The 26,622-nt window shown below is 69.8% G+C and carries 19 protein-coding genes; 9 read left to right on the top strand and 10 right to left on the bottom strand.

Going from position 1 to position 26,622, the window contains the following annotated elements; genetic code table 11:
• Window positions 1-40: 40 nt before the first annotated feature.
• On the bottom strand, window positions 41-2,638 hold the full coding sequence (locus J2851_RS01715; RefSeq protein ID WP_246500346.1) for a circularly permuted type 2 ATP-grasp protein: 2,598 nt from the start codon (window positions 2,636-2,638) through the stop codon (window positions 41-43).
• A 160-nt stretch (window positions 2,639-2,798) separates the two neighbouring features.
• Complete coding sequence (locus tag J2851_RS01710; RefSeq protein WP_209762914.1) at window positions 2,799-6,149, bottom strand: transglutaminase family protein; 3,351 nt, start codon at window positions 6,147-6,149, stop codon at window positions 2,799-2,801.
• Window positions 6,150-6,444: 295 nt separating this feature from the next.
• On the opposite strand from J2851_RS01710, the gene J2851_RS01705 reads away from it, so the two are divergent.
• Window positions 6,445-7,368: a hypothetical protein gene (locus J2851_RS01705; RefSeq protein WP_209762911.1), complete on the top strand. Its 924-nt coding sequence runs from the start codon at window positions 6,445-6,447 to the stop codon at window positions 7,366-7,368.
• Between the two features lie 11 nt (window positions 7,369-7,379).
• Window positions 7,380-8,246: a lysozyme inhibitor LprI family protein gene (locus J2851_RS01700; protein WP_209762908.1), complete on the top strand. Its 867-nt coding sequence runs from the start codon at window positions 7,380-7,382 to the stop codon at window positions 8,244-8,246.
• Window positions 8,247-8,275: 29 nt separating this feature from the next.
• On the opposite strand, the gene J2851_RS01695 is transcribed toward J2851_RS01700, so the two are convergent.
• Window positions 8,276-9,139, bottom strand: a complete 864-nt coding sequence (locus tag J2851_RS01695) for an aldose 1-epimerase (RefSeq protein WP_209762905.1) — start codon at window positions 9,137-9,139, stop codon at window positions 8,276-8,278.
• A 364-nt stretch (window positions 9,140-9,503) separates the two neighbouring features.
• On the opposite strand from J2851_RS01695, the gene J2851_RS01690 reads away from it, so the two are divergent.
• A complete protein-coding gene (locus tag J2851_RS01690; protein WP_209762902.1) occupies window positions 9,504-12,209 on the top strand; it encodes a serine/threonine-protein kinase in 2,706 nt (901 codons plus the stop codon).
• A gap of 99 nt (window positions 12,210-12,308) precedes the next feature.
• Here J2851_RS01690 and J2851_RS01685 read toward each other — a convergent pair whose 3' ends face one another.
• Entirely contained in the window at window positions 12,309-12,860 is a 552-nt protein-coding gene (locus tag J2851_RS01685; protein WP_209762900.1) for a peptidylprolyl isomerase, read from the bottom strand.
• Window positions 12,861-13,044: 184 nt separating this feature from the next.
• Here J2851_RS01685 and J2851_RS01680 point away from each other — a divergent pair, with 184 nt between their 5' ends.
• The 4 genes from J2851_RS01680 to J2851_RS01665 are packed head-to-tail and all read left to right on the top strand — an operon-like array spanning window position 13,045 to window position 17,082.
• Window positions 13,045-14,472, top strand: coding sequence for an intermembrane phospholipid transport protein YdbH family protein (locus J2851_RS01680; protein ID WP_209762897.1), 1,428 nt, complete (start codon window positions 13,045-13,047; stop codon window positions 14,470-14,472).
• Window positions 14,469-14,729: a YnbE family lipoprotein gene (locus tag J2851_RS01675; protein WP_209762894.1), complete on the top strand. Its 261-nt coding sequence runs from the start codon at window positions 14,469-14,471 to the stop codon at window positions 14,727-14,729. Before J2851_RS01680 ends, J2851_RS01675 begins: the two co-directional genes overlap by 4 nt.
• Window positions 14,726-15,061, top strand: coding sequence for a YdbL family probable chaperone protein (locus J2851_RS01670; protein WP_209762891.1), 336 nt, complete (start codon window positions 14,726-14,728; stop codon window positions 15,059-15,061). The genes J2851_RS01675 and J2851_RS01670 overlap by 4 nt, the downstream gene beginning before the upstream one ends.
• A gap of 11 nt (window positions 15,062-15,072) precedes the next feature.
• Window positions 15,073-17,082: an O-linked N-acetylglucosamine transferase, SPINDLY family protein gene (locus J2851_RS01665; protein WP_307419172.1), complete on the top strand. Its 2,010-nt coding sequence runs from the start codon at window positions 15,073-15,075 to the stop codon at window positions 17,080-17,082.
• Between the two features lie 6 nt (window positions 17,083-17,088).
• Here the strand turns inward: J2851_RS01665 and J2851_RS01660 are convergent, their stop codons facing one another.
• From J2851_RS01660 to J2851_RS01645, 4 genes are all read right to left on the bottom strand, one after another.
• Window positions 17,089-17,814 carry a hypothetical protein gene (locus tag J2851_RS01660; RefSeq protein WP_209762888.1) on the bottom strand — a complete coding sequence of 242 codons (726 nt, stop codon included), beginning with the start codon at window positions 17,812-17,814 and terminating at the stop codon, window positions 17,089-17,091.
• A 141-nt stretch (window positions 17,815-17,955) separates the two neighbouring features.
• Window positions 17,956-20,310 (bottom strand): LPS-assembly protein LptD, encoded by a 2,355-nt coding sequence (locus tag J2851_RS01655; RefSeq protein ID WP_209762885.1) that lies wholly within the window; start codon window positions 20,308-20,310, stop codon window positions 17,956-17,958.
• Window positions 20,311-20,452: 142 nt separating this feature from the next.
• Window positions 20,453-20,695, bottom strand: a complete 243-nt coding sequence (locus J2851_RS01650) for an Lrp/AsnC ligand binding domain-containing protein (protein ID WP_209762882.1) — start codon at window positions 20,693-20,695, stop codon at window positions 20,453-20,455.
• Between the two features lie 5 nt (window positions 20,696-20,700).
• Entirely contained in the window at window positions 20,701-22,284 is a 1,584-nt protein-coding gene (locus J2851_RS01645; RefSeq protein ID WP_209762879.1) for a DEAD/DEAH box helicase, read from the bottom strand.
• A 295-nt stretch (window positions 22,285-22,579) separates the two neighbouring features.
• Here J2851_RS01645 and J2851_RS01640 point away from each other — a divergent pair, with 295 nt between their 5' ends.
• Together J2851_RS01640 and J2851_RS01635 are read left to right on the top strand one after the other, a co-directional pair.
• Window positions 22,580-23,122, top strand: a complete 543-nt coding sequence (locus J2851_RS01640) for a hydrolase (protein WP_209762876.1) — start codon at window positions 22,580-22,582, stop codon at window positions 23,120-23,122.
• 32 nt (window positions 23,123-23,154) lie between these two features.
• Entirely contained in the window at window positions 23,155-23,859 is a 705-nt protein-coding gene (locus J2851_RS01635; RefSeq protein ID WP_209762873.1) for an alpha/beta fold hydrolase, read from the top strand.
• Window positions 23,860-23,865: 6 nt separating this feature from the next.
• Here the strand turns inward: J2851_RS01635 and J2851_RS01630 are convergent, their stop codons facing one another.
• Together J2851_RS01630 and parE are read right to left on the bottom strand one after the other, a co-directional pair.
• Window positions 23,866-24,420: a hypothetical protein gene (locus J2851_RS01630; protein ID WP_209762870.1), complete on the bottom strand. Its 555-nt coding sequence runs from the start codon at window positions 24,418-24,420 to the stop codon at window positions 23,866-23,868.
• Between the two features lie 104 nt (window positions 24,421-24,524).
• Window positions 24,525-26,513 carry a DNA topoisomerase IV subunit B gene (gene parE, locus J2851_RS01625; RefSeq protein ID WP_209762867.1) on the bottom strand — a complete coding sequence of 663 codons (1,989 nt, stop codon included), beginning with the start codon at window positions 26,511-26,513 and terminating at the stop codon, window positions 24,525-24,527.
• Between the last annotated feature and the right edge of the window lie 109 nt (window positions 26,514-26,622).

Below are 26,622 nucleotides of genomic sequence, written 5' to 3'. Positions count from 1 at the left end.
GCCGCGATCCGCGGGGCCGGAGTCCTGGTTGAAAGGGGCGTCAGGCCGATCGGGCAAAGGCATGGCTGAAATAGGCGTGCGTGAGAAGGTTCGAGATGTCCGGAAGCGACGTCGCCAGCGTGTCGAGCAGCGTGTTCAGCGCTTCGCTCGACCGCAGGCTCTCCGGGTTGCGCAGGGAGGCGCGGGCCGCCTGGACGATGGACAGCGCGCTTGCGGTGGGGGCGCCAGGGCCGGGCTTTGCGGTTCCGGGGAGCGCGGTCACGTGCTGCTCCAGCGCGGCGAGCTGGAAGGCCAGCGCGCGCGGGTTCGATTCGTCGCTCAGCAGCAGTTCGAGCACGGGCGTCCGCCGGACCGTCGTCAGGTAGCGGCTGCGGTATGTCATCACGCTCTCGCCCAGTTCGAGCAGGACGGCCAGCGTCGCCGCCTGCGTGCCCTCCTCCTGCCGGTCGAGGCCCTGGACGTTCAGGCCGCGCATGATGGAGATGGTGTGCAGCGCCCGTTCGATGCGGCGGCCGATGTCGAGGAAGCGCCAGCCGGGGCCGCGCGTCATGCTCTCCTGCTCCATGCCCGCGATGGCCGCGAGGATGGTGACGAGGTCGTCCAGCCGCAGCAGCATCGCCGCGGCGTCGAGCTTCTGGCGCGGCGTCTGGCTCTGCCGTTCCAGCATGGAGATCACCCGCCACATGTCCAGGGACAGGCGGTCGCGCACCGAATAGGCGGTGCGGTGCAGGCGCAGCACCTGGGCGCGCAGGCTGTTGGGATGGTCCGGATCGACCACCGACGTGTGCAGCGCGTTGCGCAGGGCGCGCCCGCTTCCCAGTTCCGACACGCGCGTCAGGTCCCAGGGGATCACGCCCTCCCAGGCCATCAGGCAGAGCAGGGGGCGCAGTTGCGCCGTAGCGCCGGGCATGTTGCCGTCGGTCAGGCGCGTGTGCGTGGCGCGCAGCAGCCGGACCACCCCCTCCGACCGCTCCGCGTAGCGGCCGAGCCAGTAGAGGCTGTCGGCGACGCGGCTCGGCAGGTCGTTGGCGGCCGGGCGGAGCACCGGCTCCGTCGCATCCTGTCCGGCCTGCGGGCGCGGTTGGGCCGGGGCGCTGTCGCTGCGCCGGCCGGCGAGGATCCAGGTGTCCTTGCTGCCGCCGCCCCGCTGCATGGAGACGACCAGCTTGCCCGATTCGGTGGACACGCGCGTCAGCCCGCCGGGCATGACCGCGTAGCTGCCGTCGCGCCGGGCGCAGAGGAAGACGCGCAGCACCAGGGGACGCGGCTGGAGGCGGCCGCCCTGCCACACGGGCGCGGTCGACAGGGCCAGCCGTTCCTGCGCGACGTAGCACCAGGGGCGGGCGTTGATCCGCTCGACCAGGGCCATCCGCTCCGCCGCGGACAGGTCGGCGCCGAAGATCGGCTCGAAGGCGAGCGACGGGAAGGCCGGCTTGACGACGAGCCCGTCCAGGTGGTCGATGACGTAGGCGCGCTCCGCGTCGTCGCCGCACCACCAGACGGCGACCCCGGGCATCTTCAACTCCTCGCCCAGCAGGTGGCGGCAGAGCATGGGCAGCGACGGCTTGACCGCCATCGATTCCATGAAGCCGGAGCCGAGGGAGTTCGCCAGGGCGACGTTGCCGGCGCGCACCGCCTCGATCAGTCCGGCGACGCCCAGCGAGCTGTCGGCGCGCAGTTCCAGCGGGTCGGCGAAGTCGGCGTCCAGGCGGCGCAGGATCACGTCCACCCGCTCCAGCCCCGACAGGGTCTTCAGGAACACCTGCCGGTCGCGCACGGTCAGGTCCGCCCCCTCCACCAGCGTGATGCCGAGGTAGCGGGCGAGGTAGACGTGCTCGAAATAGGTTTCGTTGTAGGGCCCCGGGGTCAGCAGCACCACGCGCGGGGTCTCGCGCCGCGGGCTGAGCGAAAGCAGGGTGTCCTTGAACGCCTCGAAGAACGGCGACAGCCGCTCCACCTGGCAGTGGCGGAAGCTGTCGGGCAGAACCTTCGCCAGCACCGCCCGATTCTCCAGCGCGTAGCCGCTGCCGCTCGGCGCCTGGGTGCGGTCGGACAGGACCCACCAGCGCCCGTCGGGCGCGCGGGCGAGGTCGGCCGCGTAGAAATGCAGGTGGATGTCGTTGGGGACGCGGATGCCGTGGACCGCGCGGCGGAAGCCGGGGTCGGCGTGGATCACGGCCGGGGACAGCCGCCCGCTGCGCGTCAGCGTCTGCGGCCCGTAGAGGTCGGCGAGCACCGCGTTCAGCAGCGTGGCGCGCTGCACCAGCCCCGACTCGACGGCCTTCCACTCGTGCGCCGGAATCAGCAGCGGCACCATGTCGAGCGGCCAGGGCCGCTCCATCCCCTTGGGGTCGCCGTAGATGTTGTAGGTGACGCCGTTCTGGTGCAGGAGGCGCCGCGCCTCCTCCCACCGCTCGGCCATCAGCTCCGGGTCGAGCGGACCCAGCGTGCCCATGAAGCTCTGCCAGTGCGGGCGAAGCCGGCCCTGGCCGGTGACCATCTCGTCGTAGACCTGGCCTGTGCCATAGCCCAGGGCATCGGCCTCGCCAAACAGCGACCCCTGAAGGAACGGCACCGGACGCAGCCCCACGGGCGTGGGGGCGCTGGGGTCGGGAAGGGTGGGGTCGCGGTTGGGCAAGGTGGGGTCGCGTGCTCACATTTGGTGCATGGCGCTCGGAGTGTGAACGCGCGTTCCCGCCGATGCAAGGGGCGGTTCGGGGAAGCTTCCGGCCGGATGCGGGATCCGACCGGAAGAACCACCACTCCTTGGCCAGTCCTTGACCAGCCCCGGCCGCTTCTCAGCCCCGCCGCAGGTCCAACGTCATCGGGAACTGCGGGTTTCGCTCCTCCGCCGGGATCGGCATCGGGCCGGGGGTGTGGCCGAAGGGGAAGAAGCGGGCGAGGCGCCGCCCCTCGGCCTCGTTCGCGTTGACCGGGAAGGTGTCGTAGTTGCGGCCGCCCGGATGCATGACGTGGTAGGTGCAGCCGCCGATCGACCGGCCGGCCCACAGGTCGACGATGTCGAAGACCAGCGGCGTGTGCACGGGGATCGTCGGGTGCAGGCAGGAGGGCGGCTGCCACGCCCGGTACCGCACGCCGGCGACGAACTCCCCTTCCATGCCCGTGGGGATCAGCGGCACGCGGCGACCGTTGCAGGTGACCGCGTAGCGCGCGTCGGTCAGGCCGGTGACGCGCACCTGCACCCGCTCCACCGAGCTGTCCACGTAGCGCACCGTGCCGCCGCCGCCCGGCTCCTCGCCCAGCACGTGCCAGGGTTCCAGCGCCATGCGCAGCTCCAGCGAGATGCCGCGCTGGTTGACGTGGCCGTAGACCGGGAAGCGGAAGTTCATGTGCGGGTCGAACCAGCGCTCCTCGATGGGGTAGCCGTGGTCGCGCAGGTCGGCCACGACGTCCGCGATGTCCTGCTGCACGAAGTAGGGCAGCATGAAGCGGTCGTGCAGCTCCGTCCCCCAGCGCACCAGCTTACCCTTGTAGGGAGACTTCCAGAAACGGGCGACCAGCGCGCGCAGCAGGAGCTGCTGCGTCAGGCTCATCTCCGCGTGCGGCGGCATCTCGAAGGCGCGGAACTCAACGAGCCCCAGACGTCCGGTCGAACTGTCCGGGGAGTAGAGCTTGTCGATGCAGAACTCGGCCCGGTGGGTGTTGCCCTGGACGTCGGTCAGCAGGTTGCGCAGGACGCGGTCGACGATCCAGGGCGGGCAGTTGCCCTCCGCCGCGGCCTTGTCGATCTGGTTGAAGGCGATCTCCAGCTCGTACAGCGTGTCGTCGCGCGCCTCGTCCACGCGCGGGGCCTGGCTGGTCGGGCCGATGAACAGGCCGGAGAAGGCGTAGGACAACGACGGGTGGTTCTGCCAGAAGGTGATCAGGCTGCGCAGCAGGTCGGGCCGGCGCAGGAACGGGCTGTCGGCCGCGGTGGCGCCGCCCATGACCACGTGGTTGCCGCCGCCGGTGCCGCAATGGCGCCCGTCGATCATGAACTTCTCCGCCCCCAGGCGGGACTGGCGCGCGTCCTCGTAGAGGTCCTGGGTGTTGCGCACCAGTTCGTCCCAGCTGTGGGACGGGTGGATGTTCACCTCGATCACGCCCGGATCCGGGGTGACGGCGAGCGAGTTCAGGCGCGGATCCTTCGGCGGCTGGTAGCCCTCGATCACCACGGGCATGTCCAGCTCGACCGCGGTCGCCTCGATCTCCGCCAGCATCGCCAGATAGTCCTCCAGCGTGTTCATCGGCGGCATGAACAGGTGGATGCGGCCGTTGCGGGCCTCGCAGGTCAGGGCGGTGCGGACGATCCACCAGGCGGACTTGCCCTCCTCCGGCATCTCCGCGCGCACCTCGGCCATCGCGCGCTGGATGTGGGAACGGCGCTTTCCCATGGCGCTCTCGCCGCCGTCCGCCTCGTCCCGCAGCGCGTGCTGGCGCAGCGGCACCCGGTTCGGCGGCAGGGGAGCGCGCTCCTCGAACGGGTCGGTCTCCCAGGAATAGGGATAGTCCTGCGGCGCCACCCAGGGCAGGGAGCCGAGCGGCAGACGGTAGCCGACCGGGCTGTCTCCCGGCATCAGCAGCAGCCGCTCCTGGCGCAGCGGCCAGGCGCTGGACAGCCACACCGGCCCCTGCTGCGTCATCTTGCGGTTGATCGGCAGGGCGAAGCCCACGGGCTCGTTCAGGCCGCGCGTGAAGACGCGGGCCAGCCGCGCCCGCTCCTCCTTGTCCTCCAGCTTGCTGTCCAGCGGATCGACGTTGACCGGCAGCAGCGATTCGCGGCGCAGGTAATGCCAGGGGTCCTCATAGGCCGCCAGCACCAGCGCCGGGTCGAGCCCCAGCTTCTTCGCCAGGGTCACCAGGAAGGTGCCGGCGTCCTCCGCCGTGTGGCCGTAGTCGGTGTCCTCGCGCGCCAGCAGGTCGGTGTTGGCCCACAAGGCCTCCCCGTCGCGGCGCCAGTAGACGGTCATGGCCCAGCGCGGCAGCGATTCGCCGGGATACCACTTGCCCTGCCCGAAATGCAGCAGGCCGCCGGGCGCGAAGCGCTTCATCAGCCGGTGCACGAGGTCGGCGGCCAGCTTGCGCTTTTGCGGGCCGAGCGCCGTGGTGTTCCACTCCGCCCCGTCCATGTCGTCGATGGACACGAAGGTCGGCTCGCCGCCCATGGTCAGACGGACGTCGCCGGCCTGCAGCTCCTCGTCGATGCGGTGGCCGAGCGATTCGATCTCCGACCACTGCTTGGGCGAGTAGGGCTTGGTGACGCGCGGCGCCTCGTAGATGCGGGTGACCGACATCTCGTGCCCGAACTCCACCTCGCACTCGTCCACCAGGCCGGAGATGGGGGCGGCGGAGGAGGCGTCCGGGGTGCAGGCCAGCGGGATGTGCCCTTCGCCGGCCAGCAGTCCGGAGGTGGGGTCCAGGCCCACCCAGCCGGCGCCGGGCAGGAACACTTCCGTCCAGGCGTGCAGGTCGGTGAAATCGGCCTCCGGCCCCGAGGGGCCGTCCAGCGCCTTCTGGTCGGCGGTCAGCTGGATCAGGTAGCCGGAGACGAAGCGCGCCGCCAGCCCGAGGTGGCGGAGGATCTGCACGAGCAGCCAGGCCGAATCGCGGCAGGATCCGGTGCGCTTGCCCAGCGTCTCCTCGCAGCTCTGGATGCCCGGCTCCAGCCGGATGACGTAGCCGATGTCGCGCTGGAGCCGCTGGTTGACGTCCACCAGGAAGTTGATGCTCGCCGTCGGCTCGCGCGGGATGTCCGCGAGGTAGGCGGCCAGCCGTTCCCCGGGCACCTCGGTCTCCAGGTAGGGGCGCAGCTCGCGCTCCAGCCAGGGTTCGTAGGTGAAGGGGATCTTGGACGCCTTCTCCTCAAGGAAGAAGTCGAAGGGGTTGATGGCGGCGATCTCGGCGACGAGGTCGACCTCCACCACGAACTCCCGCGTCTTTTCCGGGAAGACGAAGCGAGCCTGGTAGTTGGACTGCGGATCCTGCTGCCAGTTCAGGAAGTGCTGCTTCGGCGACACGCGCAGCGAGTAGCTGAGGATCGGCGTGCGGCAATGCGGGGCGGGGCGGAGCCTGACGATCTGCGGTCCCAGATTGATCAGGCGGTCGTAGCGGTAGACGGTCTTGTGATTGAGAGCGACGTGGATCGCCATGAATGCCCCACCCGTGGTCCAGCGGCAGCGGCTGCCGGTCGGAATTGTCCGGCACGCGGACGGGAAGGATACCATCAACCATTTCGCTCGGACAGAGTGCCTTCGCACCTGCGGGATCGTCCGGTGGGACAAAAGCCCTGCGACATCCCGCTTTACCGGAGCCGCTTTTCCACTTGTGCACGTGACCGTATAAAGGTCAGTGTTTTCTTTCTCTGGCAACGGTGTACACGAAACAATTCGCCCGCAAGGCGCGTGGGTGGTTGCGGGCAGGGCGCAGGAAAGGGTCTGGCGGCGGATGGATTTGGTGTCGGCGACGTCGATGGGCGGCGGAGCGCGCGGGGGCGGCATGGTCCCCGGCGGAGCCGCGCGCGGCGTGGTCACCGGCAAATACTTCAACTTCAACCCGCTGCCGCCTCCGGCCGACATCCTCGGCAACCCGCTGGCCGTTCCGGACCTGCCGACGCACAAGATGCCCAAGGAAACCTGGCGCAGCCGCCTGCAACGCCGGCTGGCCAGCTTCAACCTCGGCAAGCAGTCGTCCCAGATGGCGATGCGCTGGAAGCTCCAGGACACGGCCTTTTCGGTCATCGCGTCGGTGTCGGCGTCCCGGTCCACCCCCGCCAGCCGGCGCGCACCGGGACGGAAGGTCGGCAACGTCCCGGTCATCGTCGTGCGCCATCCCTACCACCTGCGCCACGTCTTCGAGCTGATCATGCAGGTGCCGTCTGAGCTGGCGGCGGAGCGGCGGTTCCTGGAACTGCTGATGGGCCGGATCCTGCGCAAATACGGGGAGCAGATGGCGCTCATGCGCGGTTCCCCCTTTTCCTTCGAGAACGAGGCGCGGGAGTATTTCTACGCCGGGTTCAAGCTGGAAAAGCAGGTGAAGAAGATCAATTCGCCCGACGAGCGCTTTGCCGCGTTGCAGGCCATCTACACCAACTATTTCCATGGCCGGAATTACTACTATTATGGGCTGTTGCGGCGGGAGAGGATGGCGCCGGACAACAAGTTGTTCATGCTGTACTCGCGCGCAGCCTATTTCATGGCCCGCATCGACTGGAACGGGGAGCTTCTGGACAAGCCCAACCAGCGCTCCCTGCCCAAGCGCGAGGACATGCTGTTCTTCGTTCAGCGTGACAAGACGGTCCTGACGCGCTATCGCAGCGACCAGGATTTCCAGCGGCAAGTGAAGGCCGTGCTGGAAGCGTTTCCGGCGTAAGGGATTTTTCGATGCGGGCAGCGATTGTTCTGGCGGGGTTCCTGGCGGTTGGTTCGGCGGTGCCGGCCGTCGCGGCGGACGCCGCGGGCCAGACACCGTCCACGGCCACCTCCACAGCCGGCGCCCCGGACTGCGCCACGGCCAACACGCCCGCGGGGCAGCTCGTCTGCCGGGATCCGGCGCTCGCCGCCGCGGCCGGCAAACTCGACGCCGTGGTGAGGGCCTTCGCGGATGAGACCGGCGAGCCCGGGAAGGAGGCCCTGGCCTCCGGCCAGCGGATGTGGGTGCAGCGGCGGGACGCGGCCTGCCCGGTGACGGAAGCCGACCTGAACGACCCGAAGAAGGCAAAGGACCGTGCCGCCTGCCTCGCGCGCCAGTACGCCGACCGCGCCAGCGCGCTGGACGACGAGCGGGCGGCCCGGCGGGCGCCGGTGGCGGACCAGCCCGTGACCATCACCGAGGCGGCACCTCCCCGCGCGGTCCAGCCGCCGCCCCGGGCCTTCCTGCCGAAGCAGCGGCAGCCCGGCGTCGCCGGACTGGCCGGCCGCTGGGCCAAGGCCGACCCGGCCACCCGCACCCCGATCGACGATTGCCGCAGTTCCTACCTGGAAATCTCCAAGGCGGAGACGGCCAAGGACATGGCGCTTGGCCTCCACGACCCGCGAATCGCCGGCCTGCCGGTGGAAGGGCGCGTGACGGTGGAGGACGGCGGCCCGGGGCAGGGAATCGCCTTCCGGGCGGAAGCGCCGAAACCCGACTCCGTCGGCATCGCCGGAACCCTCCGCCTGGACACCGCCGACATGCCGCGGCTCGACCGCCTGTTCCTGCGCCTGGACAAGCCCATCGCCTTCGGCGCGACCTTTGTCCGCTGCCGCTGACGCCGGGCCGCTGATACCGGAAGGCTCCGTCAGCCGCGGAGCGGGGACAGGGTGAGCCGCATCGTGCCGCGCAGGCTCTCGCCGGGGGCGAGGACGCGCAGGCCGGCGTCCACCTCCTGCCCGCGGTTGACCGCGTCGGTCATGTGGCTGACCGGCTCGACGCACAGGTAGTCCTCGCCCGGCGGGGCGTAGATCACCAGATGCCCGAAGGGGCCGTCGGCCGTCATCGTCAGGCGCAGGCCACGGCCCGGCCAGTCCAGCGTCGCGCGGCCGTCCCAGCCGGTGAAGCCGTTGTCCAGCACCGTCCGGTCCATCACCACGCCGTCCGGGAAGCGCCACTCCTCCGGCAGGGCGGCGCGGTCCCTGGGCAGGAGCGTCGCGTCGTTCATCCACACTCCGCCGACCCGCGCCGACAGCCGGGTGCCCGGCGGCTTCGGTAAATAGGGGTGCAGCCCAATTCCGGCGGGCATCGGGCGATCATCCTCGTTGGTCACGTCCAGCACGACGGTCAGGCCGTCCCCTTCCAGCGCGATGTCCTGGACAGCGCGGTAGCGCCACGGCCAGCCCTGTCCGCCGTGGCGGAGGACGAGCCGCGCCGCCCAGTCGGTCCGTTCCGCCACGGACCAGTCGGCTTGCCAGCCATCGCCGTGGATGGCGTGTGGGCAACCGCTCATGTTCAGCGGCAGCTCGACGGTCCGTCCGTCGAAGTCGAACCGGCCCGCGGCGATGCGGTTGGAAAAGGGGACGAGCGGGAAGCAGCCCATGTCGACGGCCGACCCGTGCTGCAAGGCCCAGCCGGTCGCCGGCCGAAGGAGGTCGACGGGACCGTCCGGGCCATGGAGCGTCAGCCGGGCGATGGAGCCGCCCTTGTCCGGACACAGAAGGCATTCCATGTCCCCATGCCCGCCCCCAAGGCCGCCAAATCGGCCCCCTCTGGGGCGGCGCAGCGTTAGGATGTCCGCGTCGATGTCCGTGCCCAAGTCGGCCTCCTGGCGGTCGAGACTCGGGTATCGCACAGCCGGCGAGCGATGGGAAGCGCGTCGGCCCGCGCGGACGGGTATGAACGGTCGGACAGGCGACGCGATTCGGAGGCAGCCGGCGGTGGGTGATGCCCGGCCGCGTGCACAACCCCCGCGTTTGCCGTCGTCGAGCGATGTATACGCCCTGTTTACCGGATGCGGTCGACAATGCGCTTTCAAGGCTTCGGCCGCTCCCCGTCGTTTCGCTCCCGCACATAGGCACAGCGTGTCCAGGCCGATGCCCACCCTTCAAGCCGGTCCGGTCGGCGCGTTCGACGAGGCGGACATCTGCACCACCCTCGCCGATTACCACGCCCCGCAAAGCCGGATCGTGATCGGCGCCGCCCTGCGCCAGTATCTGGATTCGATGGTGCTCACCCCGACCGAGGTGATCCACGGCGCGAAGGCTCTGCGGCAGCTGCTCGACCAGGGCCCCCTCGTGGAGGTGGCCGTCGGCAAGATCGCGACCGTCCAGGCGCGCACCCCCGGACATGACCCGAAATCCCGGCGCAGCGCGATCCAGGACGCCATCGCCGAAACCAACGCCAAGGCGCGCGTCGCGCAGGTGGCCTTCGGCACTCTGCCCAAAGGACGGCCGCCCATCGACGCGGTGCTGGCCGGCGGGCCCGGCCGATCCCCGACCGGTGACGCATCGTACGACCTGCGCGTCGCGATCAGTCTGGAATTGGCCGATCACCGGACCTGGTCGGCCAAGCTCGACCGCCTGATCGAGCTGTTCCAGGGCGATGCCGACGCGCGCCTGTCCGCCGAGGTGGACGGGGTGATCGGCGACATCCTGTGCTCGGTCGCCGCGACGCAGGAGCTGTTCGGCGCGGCACTGCCGCCCGGCGGGCTGCTGGTGAGGCTGTGCGACACGATGTTCGGCCGTGTCCCCATGGAGGCCATGGGGCCGAACCGCACGGGGATCCTGAACGGCTGGTTCCGGCAGGGCAAGCTGCCGGTCGCCCGCTCCATGGCGCTGGACCGGATCCGCCGGCAGTTGCGCGCCCCGCAGCCGCTCGGCCGGGGCACGGCGGACCAGGAGGCCGAGCTTCTGCGCGTCCTGTCCGGGCATCTCCTGACGCCGATGGAGGTGATGGGCGGCGGCGCCATGGCCGACGCGCTGACCGTCCGCTATTCCCGCCGGCTGGAGCAGGGTGGGGCCAGCGCCTACCGGCGGTCGATCGTCGGGCTCAGCGAAACGCTGGCCGACCTGATGGCGCGGATTCACTATCTGGCGGCGGTCTCCACGGTGCCCGCCGCCGAACGGCACATGGGGGAGATCGCCGACGCGCTCGACGCCGCGCTCGGGAACGAGCTGCTGGTGGAGAACACCATCGTCCAGACTCCGGACACGCCGCGGTTCCAGCAGGCCATCGCGGGCGCCGTCGCGGCCATCCGCGCGTCCGGCCTGCCGGAGGAAACGCGCGTCCGCATCGCCGGCCGCACCGAGTTCATCGTGGACGAATTCGCCAAGCGGGGCCGCCTGGCGCAGCGCCTGCGGCAGGTGGAGCCAATGCTGCGCCGCCGGACCATCCGTCTGGCCGAAATCGCCTGCTCCGGCCTCGTGCGGGAGGAGGGGGCGCTTCCGCTGCTGCGCCAGCACATCCTGGAAATCGTGCGGCAGCCGCAGTTCCAGACCGACCTGGTCACCGCCCAGCACGACGAGCTGGCGCAGGCGGAGGTTCGGCGCCTGTACGAGCTGCTCGACCAGCTGCGCCAAGCCCCGCCCCCGTCGCCCTGCCAGCCCGCCCCGCAACCGCAATCCCAGTCCCGACCCGAGCCGCCGGCGTCGCGTCCCCGGCCCGCGGAGTCGGCGCCGGTTTCGTCGCGGCCGTCGCAACGATCGACCGCGCCACGGCCCGGCACGCACACCGCGCTGACGGCGCCGGCCCCGGGAGTGGCGCCAGCGGCGGCTCGCGGCCCCGCCGCCCCGTCACCGGCCGCCCCGTCACCGACCGCCTCGTCGTCCGCCGATGCGGCGATGTGCCCCAGCTGCTTCGGCCGGACGGTCGTCCAGGGGATGTGCCGGGGCTGCGGCTACCCAAAGCAGTCCGACAACCGGAACGGCGTCCATCTCATGCCGGGAACGGTCCTGCTCGGCCGCTATCGGGTCGGGCGCGTGCTGGGGCAGGGGGGCTTCGGCGCGACCTACCTGGGATGGGACGACCGCCTGCGCATCAAGGTCGCGGTGAAGGAGTTCTACCCGGCCAACCTGATCTCGCGCGTTCCCGGGGCGTCCGGCGTCATTCCCTTCTCCGACGAGCACGCGCGCAGCTTCGCCGCCGGCCTGTCGAAGTTCCTGGAGGAGGCGCGGCTGCTCGCCCGGCTGCGCGACGTGAAGGAGATCGTCAGCGTCCAGGACTTCTTCGAGGAGAACGACACCGCCTATCTGGTGATGGAGCTTCTGGAAGGCCGGACGCTGAAGAAATACGTGGCGGAATGCGGCGGGCGCATCGACGCGCGGCGAACCCTGACCATTCTGGCGCCGATCATGAAGGCGCTGCACGCGGTGCACGAGCAAGGGCTGATCCACCGCGACATCAGCCCCGACAACATCTTCCTCACCACGGGCGGCGAGCGGAAGCTGCTGGATTTCGGGGCCGCGCGCCAGGCGGCGGGCCAGGATTCCAGCCTGACGGTGATCCTGAAGCCGGGCTACGCCCCGCCGGAGCAGTATTCGCACGACGGCCGGCAGGGTCCGTGGACGGACGTCTACGCCATGTGCGCCACGACCTATCAGGCGCTGACCGGCAAGGCGCCGCCCGACGCGACCAGCCGATTCATGAACGACAAGGTGGCGAAGCTGTCGGAATGCGGGGTGTCGGTGCCGCCGGCCTTCGAAAGCGTGCTGTTCGCCGGCCTGTCGATGCGGTGGCAGGAGCGGCCGCAGAGCATGCGCCACCTGCTGCGCGCGATGACCGGAACGCTGGACGCGCCCTGAAGCGGGGCCGAGAAACAGCACGGGGACCGGAAAGGCGCGCGAAGCGCCCCTTCGGTCCCCGAACCGTGTGGAACCGGTCCGCGTCAGGATTGGCGGCGCTTACTTGGCGTCCGCGGCGACCTGCATCTTGACGATCTTGTCGGGACCGTCGACCTGGCCGTTGCGGGCCTGGCTGCCCTTCTTGATCTTGTCGACGAATTCCATGCCCTCGACGACCTTGCCCCAGACCGTGTACTGGCGGTCCAGGAAGGAGGCCGGCGCGAAGCAGATGAAGAACTGGCTGTCGGCGCTGTTCGGGTCCGGCGTGCGGGCCATCGACAGGGTGCCGCGGACGTGCGGCTCGTTCGAGAACTCGGCCTTCAGCTTCTTGCCGGAGCCGCCGGTGCCGGTGCCGGTCGGGTCGCCGGTCTGGGCCATGAAGCCCTCGATCACGCGGTGGAAGACGACGCCGTCGTAGAAGCCCTGACGGGTCAGCTCCTTGATGCGGGCGACGTGGTTCGGTGCCAGGTCCGGGCGCAGTTCGATGACCACGCGGCCGTCCTTGAGGTCGAGGTAAAGGGTGTTTTCCGGATCCAAGGCTTTGGCCTCCCCCTGAACGAAAAAGAATGTGGCGATCAGCGTCGCCATGAGAATGCGCGTCCACCGCAACATGCGAAACTCTCCGATGTGCCGATTCCGCGGTGCCGACCATAGGGGAAACAGCCGCCGATGCAAAGCCACCCTGCGGCCCACCCCGTTCAGCCAGTCGCATCGATGTCGCACAGTCGTCCCCTCGCGCGGCCCGGCGTATGGAAGATAAGCTTGCGCTCGGCTGTTCATGACGGATGAAGGGACGATGGCGGGGGGACGGATCTTGCGGCGCGGGGTGGCCTTGATCGCGGTCGGCGGTGGCGCGCTCGCCCTGCTGGCGGTCTACCGGACCGAACTGGCCGAGGCCGGCGCGACCTGGGCCCTGCGCCGCGCCGGCTTTCCCGATGCGACCGTCAGCGTCGCGGAACTCCTGCCGGAGCGCAGCCGGGCGACGGTCCGGCTGGACAAGGCGGGGACCGTGGCCGGGGTGGTGACTCTGGACCATCCGCTGGCGTCGCTGCTGGAGGGCCGGTTGGCCGCGGTCACGCTCACGGACGGCCGCCTGACGCTGGACGCGGGAAAGGACGGCCGCCTGCGGCTCGCCGGCATGGTGTTGGGCGGCGGCGGGCCGGCGGGTGAAAAGGCCGGCCAGCAGGACGGCATGGCCGCTCTGCCGGTCGACACGCTGCGGGTCGACGATGCGGCCGTGACGCTGGTCACGCCGAAGGGGCGGGCGAGCGGCACCCTGCGGCTCACCGCGGCGGGGCAGGGCGACAGCCTTCTGGGGCAGGCGACCCTCTCCGCCCCGGCCAAGAGCCTGCCGCCGGTCGCGGCGTGGCTGGGCACGGTGGCGGTCAGCGAGCCGGCCGGCAGCCTGACCGCCAAGCTGCGCTTCCGGCTGGACTCCAAGGGCGTGGCGGCGCAGGGCGACGTCCGGCTGACCGACCTGGGCGGCCGGTTCGGGCCGGTCGCGGTGTCGGGGGTCAACGGCGTGCTGACCCTGTCGAGCTTCACCCCGCCCGTGCTTCCGCCCGGCCAGACCCTGGCCGTGAAGCTGCTGGACGTCGGGCTGCCGCTGACCGATGGGACCGTCCGATTCGGCTATGGCAAGACGGGCGCCCTCGCTGTGGAGCGCGCGGAGTGGCGCTGGGCCGGCGGGCGGCTGCGGGCGGAGCCCTTCGTCATCGCCCCTGGTGCCGGGGAGCGCACCGTCGCGCTGCGCGCCGACGGTGTTCATCTGGGACCGCTGCTTGCCCTCGCCGCCGTGGAGGGGCTGGACGCCACCGGCACGGTGAGCGGTCGCCTGCCCGTGCGCATCGCGAAGAACGCCGTCCATCTCGACGGCGGCGTGCTGGAGGCCGACGCGCCCGGCACCCTGCGCTACGACCCGGCACACCCGCCGAGCTTCCTGGAGGGGGAGGAGGGCAGCCCGACGGATTTGCTGAGGAACGCCCTGACCGATTTCCGATTCGAGACCCTGCGGGCCACGGTGGACGGGCAGGCGGGCGGCGACCTGCGGGTCGGGATCGCCATCCGCGGGGCCAACCCGGCATTCTACGATGGCTATCCGGTTGCGCTTAATCTTAAGGTGAGCGGCGCGCTCGACCGGATCCTGCGGCAGAGCCTCGACGCCTACCGCATCCCAGACGCGGTCCGCGACCGCATGACGGAGTTCGAACGAAAAAATCCATGAGACCGACCAGTCCTCTCCGCCGCTCCGCCATCCTGGGCTTGGCCATCGGCGGCCTGTCCACCGCCGGCCTGCTGGCCTGCGCGCCCACCGTGAAGATCGAGGCGCCGGACAAGCCCATCGAGATCAACCTCAACATCCGGATCGAGCAGGAAGTCCGCGTCAAGGTCGAACGCGACCTGGACAAGGCCATAGCCGACGATCCGGCCCTGTTCGGCGTGCCGCCGGCGGGGGCTGTCAAAGGAGGGAAGACTCCATGAACCGGATTCTCGCCGCGATCGGGCTGGTGCTGACGCTGGCCCTGGCGGCGCCCGCGCCCGGCCACGCCCAGGACGCCTTGGCGGCCGCCAAGGCCGCAGGCCAGATCGGCGAGCGGCCGGACGGGCTGGTGGGCGCCGTCACCGGCGCGCCGGCCTCCGCCGCCCAGTTGGCCGACCAGGTGAACGCCCAGCGCATGGCCCGCTACCAGGAGATCGCCAAGAGCAACGGCACCTCGGTGGACAAGGTCCAGGCGCTCGCCGGGCAGCAGTTGATCGAGCGCACGCCGGCCGGCCTGTACGTTCTGTCCGGCGGACGCTGGGTCCGGAAATAGGCGGCCCCCGCGTGCCGACAGACCTCCAGGCCCGGATCGACGAGGCGCGGCGGATGCTCGCCGCGTCTCCAAGCGACGGCGGGCTGTTGGAGGCGCTGTTCGCCGCTTTGGACGCGCTGGACGAACCGGGCACGCCGGAGGAGGCCGTGGCGCGGTCCAACCACGGCGAGGCTTTGCGCCGACAGGGCAAGCCGGCGGAGGCCCTGGCGCATCACCGCCGCGCCCTGGCCTGGCTGCCGGGGTTCGGGGGCGTGCACTTCAACCTCGGCCTGACCTTGCAGGCGCTGGGCCGCCTGGATGAGGCGGCGGACGCCTATGGCGCGGCGGCGCGCCTGATGCCCTCGTTCGCCGCCGCGCCTTGCAACCAGGGCGTCCTGCTGCGCGCGCTCGGCCGGCTGGACGCGGCGGAAGCGGCGTTGCGCGACGCCCTGGCGCGCGACGGGACGCTGATGCCCGCGTGGCTGAACCTGGGGGCGGTCCTGCAGGCGGCGGGACGGTCCGAACTGGCCGCCGCCGGATTCCGCAACGCCCTCGCCCTGCGCCCGGATCTGGCGGAAGCCCACGCGAATCTGGGGATCGCGCTGAAGGAAGCGGGCCGGATCGCGGAGAGCGTCCCCGGCCTGGAACGGGCGCTCGCGCTTGGCCTTCCGGACGTCGGCGGCGTCCTGGCGCAGCTGGTGCAGCAGCAGCGGCACCTGTGCCGCTGGGACGGGCTGGCCGAACGCTCCGCCCGGCTGGTCGCCATGGTCCGGGACGGCGCGACCCAGCAGGCGCACCCCTGGATCCTCCTCGGCGAAGGCGCCGGCCCTGCGCTGGAGCGGGCCTGCGCCGAGCGGTACAGCGCGTGGCGCACGCGAGCCGTTCCGGCGCCCGGCTTCCGGCATGGGCGCGGCGCCCGCGACCGGTTGCGCGTCGGCTATCTGTCGTCCGATTTCCAGGAGCACGCCACCGCCGCGCTGCTCGCCGAACTGATCGAGCGGCACGACCGCCGCCGGGTGGAGGTGATCGGCTATTCCTACGGCCCCGACGACGGTGGGCCGATGCGGCGGCGCTTGGTCGCCGCCTTCGACCGCTTCGTCGACCTGTCGGCCGTTCCCCACGCCGAGGCGGCCGCGCGCATCCACGACGATGGCGTGGACATCCTGGTGGACCTGAAGGGGCACACCCAGGGCGCCCGCATCGAGATTCCGGCGCAGCGCCCCGCCCCCGTGCAGGCGCAGTGGCTGGGCTATCCCGGCACGATGGGGGCGCCCTGGTTCGATTACGTGATCGGCGACCCCGTCGTGACGCCGTTCGACCGGCAGGCGGACTTTTCGGAGCGGATCGTGCAGCTGCCGTCCTGCTACCAGCCCAACGACCGCCGCCGGCTCATCGGCGCCACCCCGACGCGCGCCGCCTGCGGGCTGCCGGAGCGCGGCTTCGTCTTCTGCTGCTTCAACGCGCCCTACAAGATCACGCCGGTGCTGTTCGACCTCTGGTGCCGCCTGTTGACGGCCGTCCCGGAGAGCGTGCTGTGGCTGCTCGACGGTGCGCCGGAGGTTGCCGGCAACCTTCGCCGGGAAGCGGTGCGCCGGGGCGTCGCGGCGGAGCGGCTGGTCGTCGCGCCGCGCCGGCCGCCGGCCGACCATTTGGCGCGCTATCGGCTCGCCGACCTGTTCCTGGACACCACGCCGGTCGGCGCCCACACCACGGCCAGCGACGCGCTGTGGGCCGGCCTGCCGGTCCTCACCGTGCCGGGGGACGGCTTCGCCTCGCGCGTGGGAGCCAGTTTGCTGCGCGCCGTGGGGCTGCCCGAATTGGCCGTTCCCGACCTGGACGCCTACGAGGCGGCAGCGCTGCGCTTGGCCCGACGGCCGGATGAGCTGGCCGGGTTGAAGGCGCGCTTGTCATCGGGCCGCGACCGCGCCCCGCTGTTCGCCACGGACCGCATGGCCCGGGCGCTGGAGCGCGCCTATGAGACGATGTGGGCCATCCACGCCGCCGGAGAGGCCCCGCGCTCCTTCACGGTGCCTGAGGACTGACGTCTCTTACGGGAAGGGGCAGCGGTCGGCCGTGACCTCGACAAAGGAACGGGCGCCGGCGGTGAAGGTGAAGCGGTACTCGGCGTTGTCGACCACGACGGCGTGGTGCAGCGGTAGCACGCCGGTGGCGACCGTCTGTTTGCCGCCGATGGACGTCACCTTGATGGTCACGGGCTGCGCCGGGTCGAACCAGCTTTCCTGGGCGCCCTGGGGATTGCGGGCCGACTGGCCTTCGCCGCTGACGGTCACCGTGTTGTTGCCGAAGGTGACCGCTCGGTTGCCGGTCTTCAGAAGCGGTGTCGCCAGGGCGAAGCGCTTGTTCTCCGGCTGCTGGCAATTGCGCACCGGCTGGGCCTGCGTGATGACGAAGGCGAGCCGGTTGGCGTCCATGCCGCCCTTCAGCCGCTCGCCGATCAACCCCGCCAGCCGGGCAAGGTCGCCCGTGGGAACCTCGCGCTGCAGGCGGGCCTCCAGCTCCGCGGCCTTGGCTTCCGCCGTCCGCGCGGCGTGCTGCATCTGGCTGGCGAGCAGTTCCAGCTCCGCCTTCTGGCGCGACAGGGCGGCATTCTCCTCCCGCAGGGTCACGTCGCGGCCCTTCAGCTGCTCGATGCCCATCTGGTAGGCGAAGAGGCCGACGCCCAGCAGAACGACGGCGAACATCGCGAACTTCCCGAAACGCGCCCAGAATCGGCGCCGGTAGCGACGGTCGTAGTCGTAGCGTCCCAGGGACATGGTGCGTGTGATCCGCTCGGAAGGAGAGGGTGCTATGGCTAGCGGGATCGGGCCTTCGATGCAACCCCTTGACCTTCGGCCGATCCTCTGCTCTCGGCGGGGGCTGCCTGCTCCCCCGCGCGACGGGGGAGCAGGACCCGGTCACCGGGCGCTGTTGTTGGAGTTGGTGGCCCCGAGGAAGCTGGAGCTGAAGCCCGGCGTGCGGAATTCGCCGATGTTCTTGAACACGAAGCGGAAGAAGAGCGTGTTGCCGTCGGTCTGTCCGGACGCGGTCGTCGTGTAGTCGCGCTGCGCGATGGTCTCGAAGATCAGGCATTCGTCCTGATAGCGCAGGATCGCCGCGCTGGAGCGGGCGCCGGGCTGCGGCCGCATGGCCTGGAGGTGCGCCAGGTTGATCGACCAGTTGTCCGTGAACTTGGAGCTGAGCCCGAAGGACGCCTGCTCCACGATGTCCTTCTGGATCGCGTAGCGGCTCTGCGTCTGGTCGATGTAGGTGTAGGCCGTGGACAGCGTCAGCTCGGGAACGCCGACCGCCGCGTTGACCGAATGCCGCAGCGGGTCCAGCGTGTCGTGGTCGATGCGGAAACCGTAGTTGATGTCCATCCAGTTGGCCGGACGCAGGTCCACGCGGCCCACATAGTCCGACCGCTGGTCTTCAAGGCCCGATCCGCTCTGGAACTGGTTGGACTTCGAGAAGCGGATGCTCTGGCCCAGGAACACGCTCGCCGATCCGGTCTTGTAGCCGGTGATCGAGGAGCGCAGGCCGTAGGTGAAGCGCGACCCGCCATCGAGCCGGTCAATGCCGGTGAAGCGGTTCGGCATGAACAGGTTCACCTCGTCGAATTCGACGTCCAGGCTGTCCTCGTTCGGATAGGCCGTGTGGTCGCCCACGTTCGGCGCCACGGTCAGCTGGCCGATCGGTTCGATCAGCTGCTGAGAGCTTTCGCCGTAGCGGACGAACGGATAGCGGACCGTCGCCTGGGCCTGCGGGAAGAAGCGCAGGCGGCTGATGCTGTTGTTGCCGGGCGACGTCGGCTCGACCGGGTTGAACTGGTCGGCGCTGTAGCCGGCGACCAGCACGGACCCCGACAGGGTCGTGACGAAGCCGGCGTTCGACACGAATTCGCGCTCCCAACCGGGAATCACGGCGATGCGCCGTGTGTTCGGCCCGTCCTTGCCGATCCGGTTCACGCCCAGGAGGCTGCTGTTCAGCGACCAGCGGCCACCCAGAAAGCTGCCGGGCTCGCCGAAGGCGAGGTAACGCGCGTCGGGCAGGACGTACGGTTCCGGAACGGTGTTGCCGTAGCGCAGGTCCTGGAAGCTGTAGGTGTTGGCCACCGCGTAGTTGCGGCCGTTGAACCCTTCGATGAAGCCGCGGCTGGTCAGCACCTCGTCGCGGTTGTTGAAGAAGCGCCGCAGGTAGTAATCGTCGCTGGCCCGCTTGACGTCGAAGCCCCAGCGCCAGGTGTCGTCGATCTCGAACCGCCCGCGCGAGAAGAAGTGGCCGCGCAGGCGCCGGTCGTTGGCGCCCGACACCGAGCCGTTGGGGATCTCGCCTTCGGTGAGCGACCCGTCGAGCTGCAGCGATCCCTTTTCGAAGCGCTGACGGTACTGGCCTCCCACATAGGGGCCCTGCTGCGTGTAGCCGCCGAAGTCGATCGTCGCGTCCTTGTCCGGCGCAATGTCCCAGTAATAGTGGGACACGATGCCGAAGCCGAGTTCCGAGCTGTTGCGGAAGCTCGGCGTCAGGAAGCCGGACTTGCGGTCGACCGTCGGATCGGGATGCGACAGGTAGGGCAGGTAGAAGAACGGGACGCCGAACATTTCCATGACGGCGTCGCGGTACCGGACCTCGTGCTCCTCGTTGTCCTGCACGACGCGGGCGGCGCGGAGCTGCCAGACCGGCGCGCGGGTCGGGTCCTCCTTGCAGAGTTCGCAAGGGCTGTAGACGGCGCGGTTCATGCGGATCAGCCGCCCCTCGCGCCGTTCGCCCTCGGTACCGGCCATGCGGCTGTTGTCGGTCATCAGGACGCGGATGTTCTCGACGAACAGGTTCTTCAGGTCGTCGGTCAGTTCCGCGTAGTTCGAGAACAGGATGTCGCCCGACGGCTCGACCAGACGGACGTTGCCCGTCGCCGTCACCACCTTCGTTTTCTGATTGTAGGTGATCGTGTCGGCGCGGACGCTGCGCGCGCCCTGGGACAGCTCCACATTGCCCGACGCGGTGACGAGCCCGAGGTCCTGGTCGAAGGTGACCGTATCCGCGTTCAGCAGGACCGGCGGGTCCTGCTGCGCCGGCTGCTGCGGCGCGCCCTGGGCCGGTGATTGCTGCGCCGGCGGCTGCTGCGCTTCGGCGAGGTCGGACACGGCCACGCCGCACGCGACCATCAGGGCGATGATGCCGGAGCGGGCGATCAGCGAGTGGCTCGTCGCTGGACCACGCTTCGTCGGGGAGGCGCCGGGGCGCCGGGCATGTCGGGGCGGGAACTGGGACATGTCCGAACGTTTGAGGTAACGATCCGGCCAAGTCAACGGTTTCGCTGAGACCCCCGCGAATTGTCCGCGAACTGTGACCGCGCGGCGGAAAAGCTCCGCCGCGGCGGGCGGAGCTGCACCGGGATCACCCGAAAAAGCTGTGTCAGGCGAAGGCTTTGTAGGCGATGAGGGTGAAGGTGTCGCGCACGCCGCCCAGGGTCTGGATGTTCTCGGTCACGAATCGGCCGATGTCCATGTCCTGGGTCAGGTAGCACTTCATCAGCAGGTCATACTGGCCGGAGATGGAGTGCACCTCCGACACCTGCTCGATCTCCTGCACGGCCTGGTCGGCCACCTGATAGGCCTTGCCCAACTCGCACTTGACCATGACGAAGATGGTCTGCATCGCGCTCAGCCCTCCTGCGAGGATTGCTCGATGGTCTCGGCGGCGGGCTCCGCGGCCATCGGGCGACGGGCGGAGCGCAGCATGAAGGCCGGCATATGGTCGCCGAAGCCGATCACGGGTGTATCGTCCTCGTCCTCGTCACGGCGACGACGGCGGTCACCACGGTCGCGGTCGCGATCACGGTCCCGCTCGCGGCGCGGATCCGGACGTCGGCTCTCCGCCGCGGCGATCGATTCGCGCGGCTGACGCTCCTCGCGAGGCTGACGCTCTTCGCGGGGTTGGCGCTCTTCGCGGGGTTGGCGTTCCTCACGGGGGGCGCGCTCCTCGCGCGCTGCCTTCTCCTCGCGCTCGCCACGCTCCCGCGGGGCCTTGTCGCGCTCACGATCACGCTCGCGGTCGCGCTCCTTCCCGCGTCCCCGGCCGCCACGGCCGCGGCGCGCCTCGTCCTCGCTGAGGAACTCGGCCGACTCGAGGCCATCGATGGCGATCAACGGAATCTCCCGCTTGATGAGGCGGCTGATGGCCGCGACCTGCTTGCCGTCCAGCGGACTGGCGAGCGTAAAGGCGCGCCCCGTCTTGCCGGCACGCCCCGTGCGGCCGATGCGGTGGACGTAGTCCTCCGCGCTGACCGGGACGTCGAAGTTGAAGACGTGGCTCAGGCCCTGGACGTCCAGGCCGCGCGCGGCGACGTCGGAGCAGACGAGCAGCGTGATCTCGCCCTTCTTGAAGGCCTCCAGCGTCTCCGTGCGCTTGGACTGCACCATGTCGCCGTGCAGCGCGCCGGCGTTGAAGCCGTGGCTCTCCAGCGACTTCTGCAGGATCGCGACGTCGCGCTTGCGGTTGCAGAAGATGAAGGCGTTCTTGACGTCCTCGGTGCGCAGCAGGTGGCGCAGCGCCTTGCGCTTGTCCTCCTCGTGCACCAGGGCCATGGCCTGGGTCACCGTCTCCGACGGGGAGGCGGGCGGGGCGACGGTCACTTCCTTCGGGTTCATCAGGAAGGCGTCGGCCAAGCGGCGGATTTCCGGCGGCATGGTGGCGGAGAAGAACAGCGTCTGGCGCATGCGCGGCAGCTTGCTGACGATCCGCTCGATGTCCGGGATGAAGCCCATGTCGAGCATCCGGTCCGCCTCGTCGATGACGAAGACCTTGATGTCGTTGAGCATGATGTTGCCGCGCTCGAACAGGTCGATCAGGCGGCCGGGGGTCGCGATCAGCACGTCCACGCCGCGGTCGAGCCGCTTCACCTGCTCGGTGAAGGTCTCGCCGCCGATCAGCAGCGCCATGCTGAGCTTGTGATGCTTGCCGTAGGTCTCGAAGCTTTCCGCCACCTGGGCGGCCAGCTCGCGGGTCGGCTCCAGGATGAGCGAGCGGGGCATGCGGGCCCGTGCCCGGCCGGAGGCCAGGATGTCGATCATCGGCAGGGTGAAGCTGGCCGTCTTGCCCGTGCCCGTTTGCGCGCAGCCGAGCACGTCACGGCCTTGCAGGACCCAGGGAATCGCCTGTTCCTGAATCGGCGTCGGCTGGGTGTAACCCTTATCCTCGATTGCGCGGAGGACGTCGGGTCCAAGCCCAAGTTCCGAAAATAGCATCCAACCTGTTTCTGTCTGGAGTACGAAAATCGAGCCATCCCGGCCCGACGATTAGATGGGGCCGCAGAATATGAAGTCAAAGGGCGCTGTCAATAGACCTTGTGCTGAAAACGCGCATTGCGCGTGACGAAGTGGGGTAGCTTGGCGGACAGGACGCGCTCCGGTAGGCTCCGCAACCACCTTTCGGACGGTTTGGACGCCCGTCCGGGCCCGCCGGGGCGGCTCCGCGGCTCCGGAGTCGCGGCGCGAACGACGGGCTTCGGTCCACGTAAAGAACGAAGAGAATGGCGGCGCCATGCTTTTGAATTCGGAACAGTCCCTTCTGCTGGTCGTCGACGTCCAGGAACGGCTGATGCCCGCCATCCTCGATGCCGACGGGGTCGCGGCGAACGTCGCGATCCTGGTGAAGGCGGCCAAGCTCCTGAACGTTCCCGTGCTGGCCACCGAACATTACCCGAAGGGACTTGGACCCACCGTCGCGCCGATCCGCGAACTTCTGCCGCCGGGAGCCGTGGTGGAGAAGATCAGCTTCTCCGCCGTCGGGGAGCCATCCTTCCTGGAGCGGTTGGAGCGGGCCGGCCGGCGCCAAATCCTGCTGGCCGGGGCGGAGACGCATGTCTGCGTGATGCAGACGGCACTGTCGTTGCGCGCGCTCGGCTACGACGTGGCGCTCGCCGCGGACGCCAGCTCGTCGCGCAAGGCGTCGAACGTCGCCCTGGGCCATGCCCGCCTGCGCGCGAACGGCGTGGAGGTCGTCAGCACCGAAATGGCCGTGTTCGAATGGCTGGGGCGCGGCGACGCGCCGGCCTTCAAGTCCGTGCTGAGCCTCATCAAGTGACCGTGCCAGAGAGACGAAAGACCGAGGGACGAATGACCGAAAGACTGCCCTTGATCCTGCTGCCCGGGATGCCGCTGGACGCGGCCCTGTGGGAGCACCAGACGCAGCACCTTGGGGAGGTCGCGGACGCCGCCGTCGGCGACCTGACCGGCCACGACAGCGTGGCGGCCCTGGCCCGCGCCGTGCTGGACTCGGCACCGCCGCGCTTCGCGCTCGCCGGCCTGTCCATGGGCGGCTACGTCTCCTTCGAGATCCTGCGCCAGGCGCCGGACCGGGTGGCGAAGCTCGCCCTGCTCGACACCAGCGCCCGCCCGGACACGCCGGAGCAGACGGCCACCCGCAAGGACGGCATCGCGCTCGTCCGCCAGGGCCGGCTGCGTCAGGTCATCGCGGCCGGGCTGCCGCGGCTGGTCCACCAGGACCGCCTGAAGGACGCGCCCCTGGTCGAGTCGATCCAGGCCCAGGCGCAGCGGATCGGGCCGGACAACTACGCGCTCCAGCAGACCGCCATCATGAACCGGCCGGACAGCCGGCCGGGCCTGCCGGCGATCCGTTGCCCGACGCTGGTGCTGTGCGGCCGCCAGGACGCCATCACGCCGCCGGAGGTCCATGCGGAGATCGCCGCCGGCGTTCCCGGCGCGCGACTCGCGGTTGTGGAGGATTGCGGCCATCTCTCCGCGATGGAGCGGCCCCAGGCGGTCACCGCGCTGCTGCGGGACTGGCTGCTGTACGGCTAACGGTGCCTAACAGTCCGGCCCCCCGGAGCATCCCCCGTCGGCCCGGTTCGATGGGAACAGAGAGAAGGTCATGTCGCTGATCAGCTGCCGGAAATCGGGATCGGCCGGTCCCTGCGGACGGTCCAGCCACCCCGTCGCGGAGGACAGCGGGCCGCCGCCGCGGCAGAAGGCCCCCTGGACCACGATGGGCCCGCCCGGCGGGCTCGTCCGGATCGGCTGGCCGGCGCACAGGTAGGAGTTCAGCATCGTCTGCGCCGGGTTGAAGGCGAAGACCACGCGGTAATCGGGCCGCGCCGTGTTGTTCGGCGTCGTCGTGAAGTGGGTTTTCACGCCGCTGACGCGGTTCTGCATGTTGTCGGTGACCAGCTGGCCGAAGCTCTGCGCGTCCATGCCGAAGGGATTGCCATGGATGACCACGCGCAGATCGCGGTTGGACGCGGCGTAGGCGACCTCCGCCCGCGTGTAGGCGGGCATCGGCTCGTCTGCCACCACGCGTTCGTTGGAGCAGGCCGCCGCCGCCGCGCAGAGGGCCAGGGCGGCGATACGGGTGAGAACCGTCATGGGCGTGCTTCGCTCTCTGTTGTCTCCCTGTCAGGAGAATGGAGCGTGAACGCCCGGCCGACAAGGCGCCGGCCGACAAGACGCCAGCCGACTGGCCCGCCGAGTTACACGTCGATGTCGTCCACGCGGACGAACTTCGCGTTGTCCTGGATGAATTGGAAGCGCAGCTCCGGCTTGCGGCCCATCAGGCTTTCCACCAGGGTCTTGGTCCCCTTGAAGTCGTCCTCCTGCTCCGGGTCGGCGGCGTTGGGCACGACGACGCGCAGCAGCGAGCGCTTGGACGGGTCCATGGTGGTGTCGCGCAGCTGGGCCGGCATCATTTCGCCCAGGCCCTTGAACCGGCTGATCTCCACCTTCTTGCCCTTGAACATCTTGCCCATCAGCTCGTCCTTGTGCGCGTCGTCGCGCGCGTAGACGGACTTGGCGCCGTGGCTGATGCGGTAGAGCGGGGGCAGGGCCAGGTACAGATGCCCGTTCTGGATCAGGCCGGGCATCTCCCGGTAGAAGAAGGTCATCAGCAACGAGGCGATGTGCGCGCCGTCCACGTCCGCGTCGGTCATGATGATGACGCGCTCGTAGCGCAGCTTGTCGCTGGAGAAGTCCTTGCCGATCCCGCAGCCGAGCGCCTGGGTCAGGTCGTTCAGCTCCTGGTTCGCCTTCATCTTGTCGACCGAGGCCGAGGCGACGTTCAGGATCTTGCCGCGCAGCGGCAGGATGGCCTGGGTCTCGCGGTTGCGCGCCTGCTTGGCGGAGCCGCCGGCCGAGTCACCCTCGACCAGGAAGATCTCCGTCCCCTCCGGCGTGTTGCGGGAGCAGTCGGCGAGCTTGCCGGGCAGGCGCAGGCGGCGGGTGGCGGACTTGCGCCCCAGCTCCTTGGACTGCTTGCGGCGCGCCCGCTCCTCCGCCTTTTCGATCAGGCGTTCCAGCAGCGCGTTGGAGGAGGACGGGTTGCCCGACAGCCAGTGGTCGAAGTGGTCCTTGACCGCGGCCTCGACGAGGCGGTGCGCCTCCGCCGTGACCAGCTTTTCCTTGGTCTGGCCCTGGAAATGCGGCTCCCGGATGAAGACGGACAGCAGAATGCAGGCGTCGCCCACCACGTCGTCGGCGGTGACCTGGGCGGCGCGCTTGTTGTTGGTCAGCTCGCCATAGCCCTTCAGCGCGCGCGTCAGCGCGGCGCGCAGGCCGGCCTCGTGCGTGCCGCCCTGGGGCGTGGGCACCGTGTTGCAGTAGGTGTGCGAGAAGCCCTCGTCGTCGTCCGGCCAAGCGATGGACCATTCCACGCGGCCCTGCTGGTTCGGGAAGTCCAGCGCGCCGGAAAAGGGCGTCGGCGTCAGGGTCTTGCGATCCTTCAGCGCGGCGTTGAGGTAGTCGAGCAGGCCGCCGGGGAAATGCAGCGTTTCCTGCGCCGGGGTGGTCGATTCCGGCGTCAGCAGCGACGGGTCGCAGCTCCAGCGAATCTCGACGCCGCGGTAGAGATAGGCCTTGGAGCGCGCCATCCGGTAGAGCCGGAACGGCTCGAAATGGGCGCCCTCGCCGAAGATCTCCGGGTCGGGGTGGAAGCGGATGGTCGTGCCGCGGCGATTGATCGCACCCTGCTTGGCGAGCGGCCCCTGCGGCAGGCCGCGGCTGTAGTTCTGGATGAACAGCTGCCGGTCGCGCGCCACCTCCACCGTCAGCCGGTCCGACAGGGCGTTCACCACCGACAGGCCGACGCCGTGCAGGCCGCCCGAGGTCTGGTAGACCTTGTTGGAGAACTTGCCGCCGGAGTGCAGCGTGGTGAGGATGACCTCCAGCGCCGACTTGCCGGGGTACTTGGGGTGGTCGTCGATCGGGATGCCTCGGCCGTTGTCGCGCACGATCACCGTGCCCTCGGCGGTCAGCTCCAGGTCGATGCGGCTGGCGTGGCCGGCCACGGCCTCGTCCATGGCGTTGTCCAGCACCTCCGCGACCAGGTGGTGCAGTGCCCGGTCGTCGGTGCCGCCGATGTACATGCCCGGCCGTCGGCGGACGGGCTCAAGCCCCTCCAGAACCTCGATATCCTGGGCGGAATAGCTGTCGGCCTTGCGCGCCGTGTTCTCGAAAAGGTCGCTCATGACCCAACTTTATAGGAATTTCGTCAGGGCTGCGCAAGCGCATGCGGTGGCCTTTATATACCCCGCGCACAAGATTTTGTGATGTGCTTTTTCGCCGTTAAGGAGGACC

Origin of the sequence: Azospirillum rugosum, assembly GCF_017876155.1 — a bacterium.
GTDB lineage: Bacteria > Pseudomonadota > Alphaproteobacteria > Azospirillales > Azospirillaceae > Azospirillum > Azospirillum rugosum.
Note: the sequence above shows the minus strand (reverse complement) of the source record. Positions and strands in the feature narration are given on the sequence as shown.

What these genes read in the sequence shown, in the direction of transcription:
- J2851_RS01710 (WP_209762914.1), bottom strand. Translation starts at nt 6,149, where the DNA reads ATGGCGATCCACGTCGCTCTCAATCACAAGACCGTCTACCGCTACGAC.
- J2851_RS01635 (WP_209762873.1), top strand. Translation starts at nt 23,155, where the DNA reads ATGACCGAAAGACTGCCCTTGATCCTGCTGCCCGGGATGCCGCTGGAC.
- J2851_RS01700 (WP_209762908.1), top strand. Translation starts at nt 7,380, where the DNA reads ATGCGGGCAGCGATTGTTCTGGCGGGGTTCCTGGCGGTTGGTTCGGCG.
- J2851_RS01705 (WP_209762911.1), top strand. Translation starts at nt 6,445, where the DNA reads ATGGATTTGGTGTCGGCGACGTCGATGGGCGGCGGAGCGCGCGGGGGC.
- parE (WP_209762867.1), bottom strand. Translation starts at nt 26,513, where the DNA reads ATGAGCGACCTTTTCGAGAACACGGCGCGCAAGGCCGACAGCTATTCC.
- J2851_RS01650 (WP_209762882.1), bottom strand. Translation starts at nt 20,695, where the DNA reads ATGCAGACCATCTTCGTCATGGTCAAGTGCGAGTTGGGCAAGGCCTAT.
- J2851_RS01685 (WP_209762900.1), bottom strand. Translation starts at nt 12,860, where the DNA reads ATGTTGCGGTGGACGCGCATTCTCATGGCGACGCTGATCGCCACATTC.
- J2851_RS01640 (WP_209762876.1), top strand. Translation starts at nt 22,580, where the DNA reads ATGCTTTTGAATTCGGAACAGTCCCTTCTGCTGGTCGTCGACGTCCAG.
- J2851_RS01660 (WP_209762888.1), bottom strand. Translation starts at nt 17,814, where the DNA reads ATGTCCCTGGGACGCTACGACTACGACCGTCGCTACCGGCGCCGATTC.
- J2851_RS01630 (WP_209762870.1), bottom strand. Translation starts at nt 24,420, where the DNA reads ATGACGGTTCTCACCCGTATCGCCGCCCTGGCCCTCTGCGCGGCGGCG.
- J2851_RS01680 (WP_209762897.1), top strand. Translation starts at nt 13,045, where the DNA reads ATGGCGGGGGGACGGATCTTGCGGCGCGGGGTGGCCTTGATCGCGGTC.
- J2851_RS01670 (WP_209762891.1), top strand. Translation starts at nt 14,726, where the DNA reads ATGAACCGGATTCTCGCCGCGATCGGGCTGGTGCTGACGCTGGCCCTG.
- J2851_RS01675 (WP_209762894.1), top strand. Translation starts at nt 14,469, where the DNA reads ATGAGACCGACCAGTCCTCTCCGCCGCTCCGCCATCCTGGGCTTGGCC.
- J2851_RS01690 (WP_209762902.1), top strand. Translation starts at nt 9,504, where the DNA reads ATGCCCACCCTTCAAGCCGGTCCGGTCGGCGCGTTCGACGAGGCGGAC.
- J2851_RS01655 (WP_209762885.1), bottom strand. Translation starts at nt 20,310, where the DNA reads ATGTCCCAGTTCCCGCCCCGACATGCCCGGCGCCCCGGCGCCTCCCCG.
- J2851_RS01695 (WP_209762905.1), bottom strand. Translation starts at nt 9,139, where the DNA reads ATGGAATGCCTTCTGTGTCCGGACAAGGGCGGCTCCATCGCCCGGCTG.
- J2851_RS01645 (WP_209762879.1), bottom strand. Translation starts at nt 22,284, where the DNA reads ATGCTATTTTCGGAACTTGGGCTTGGACCCGACGTCCTCCGCGCAATC.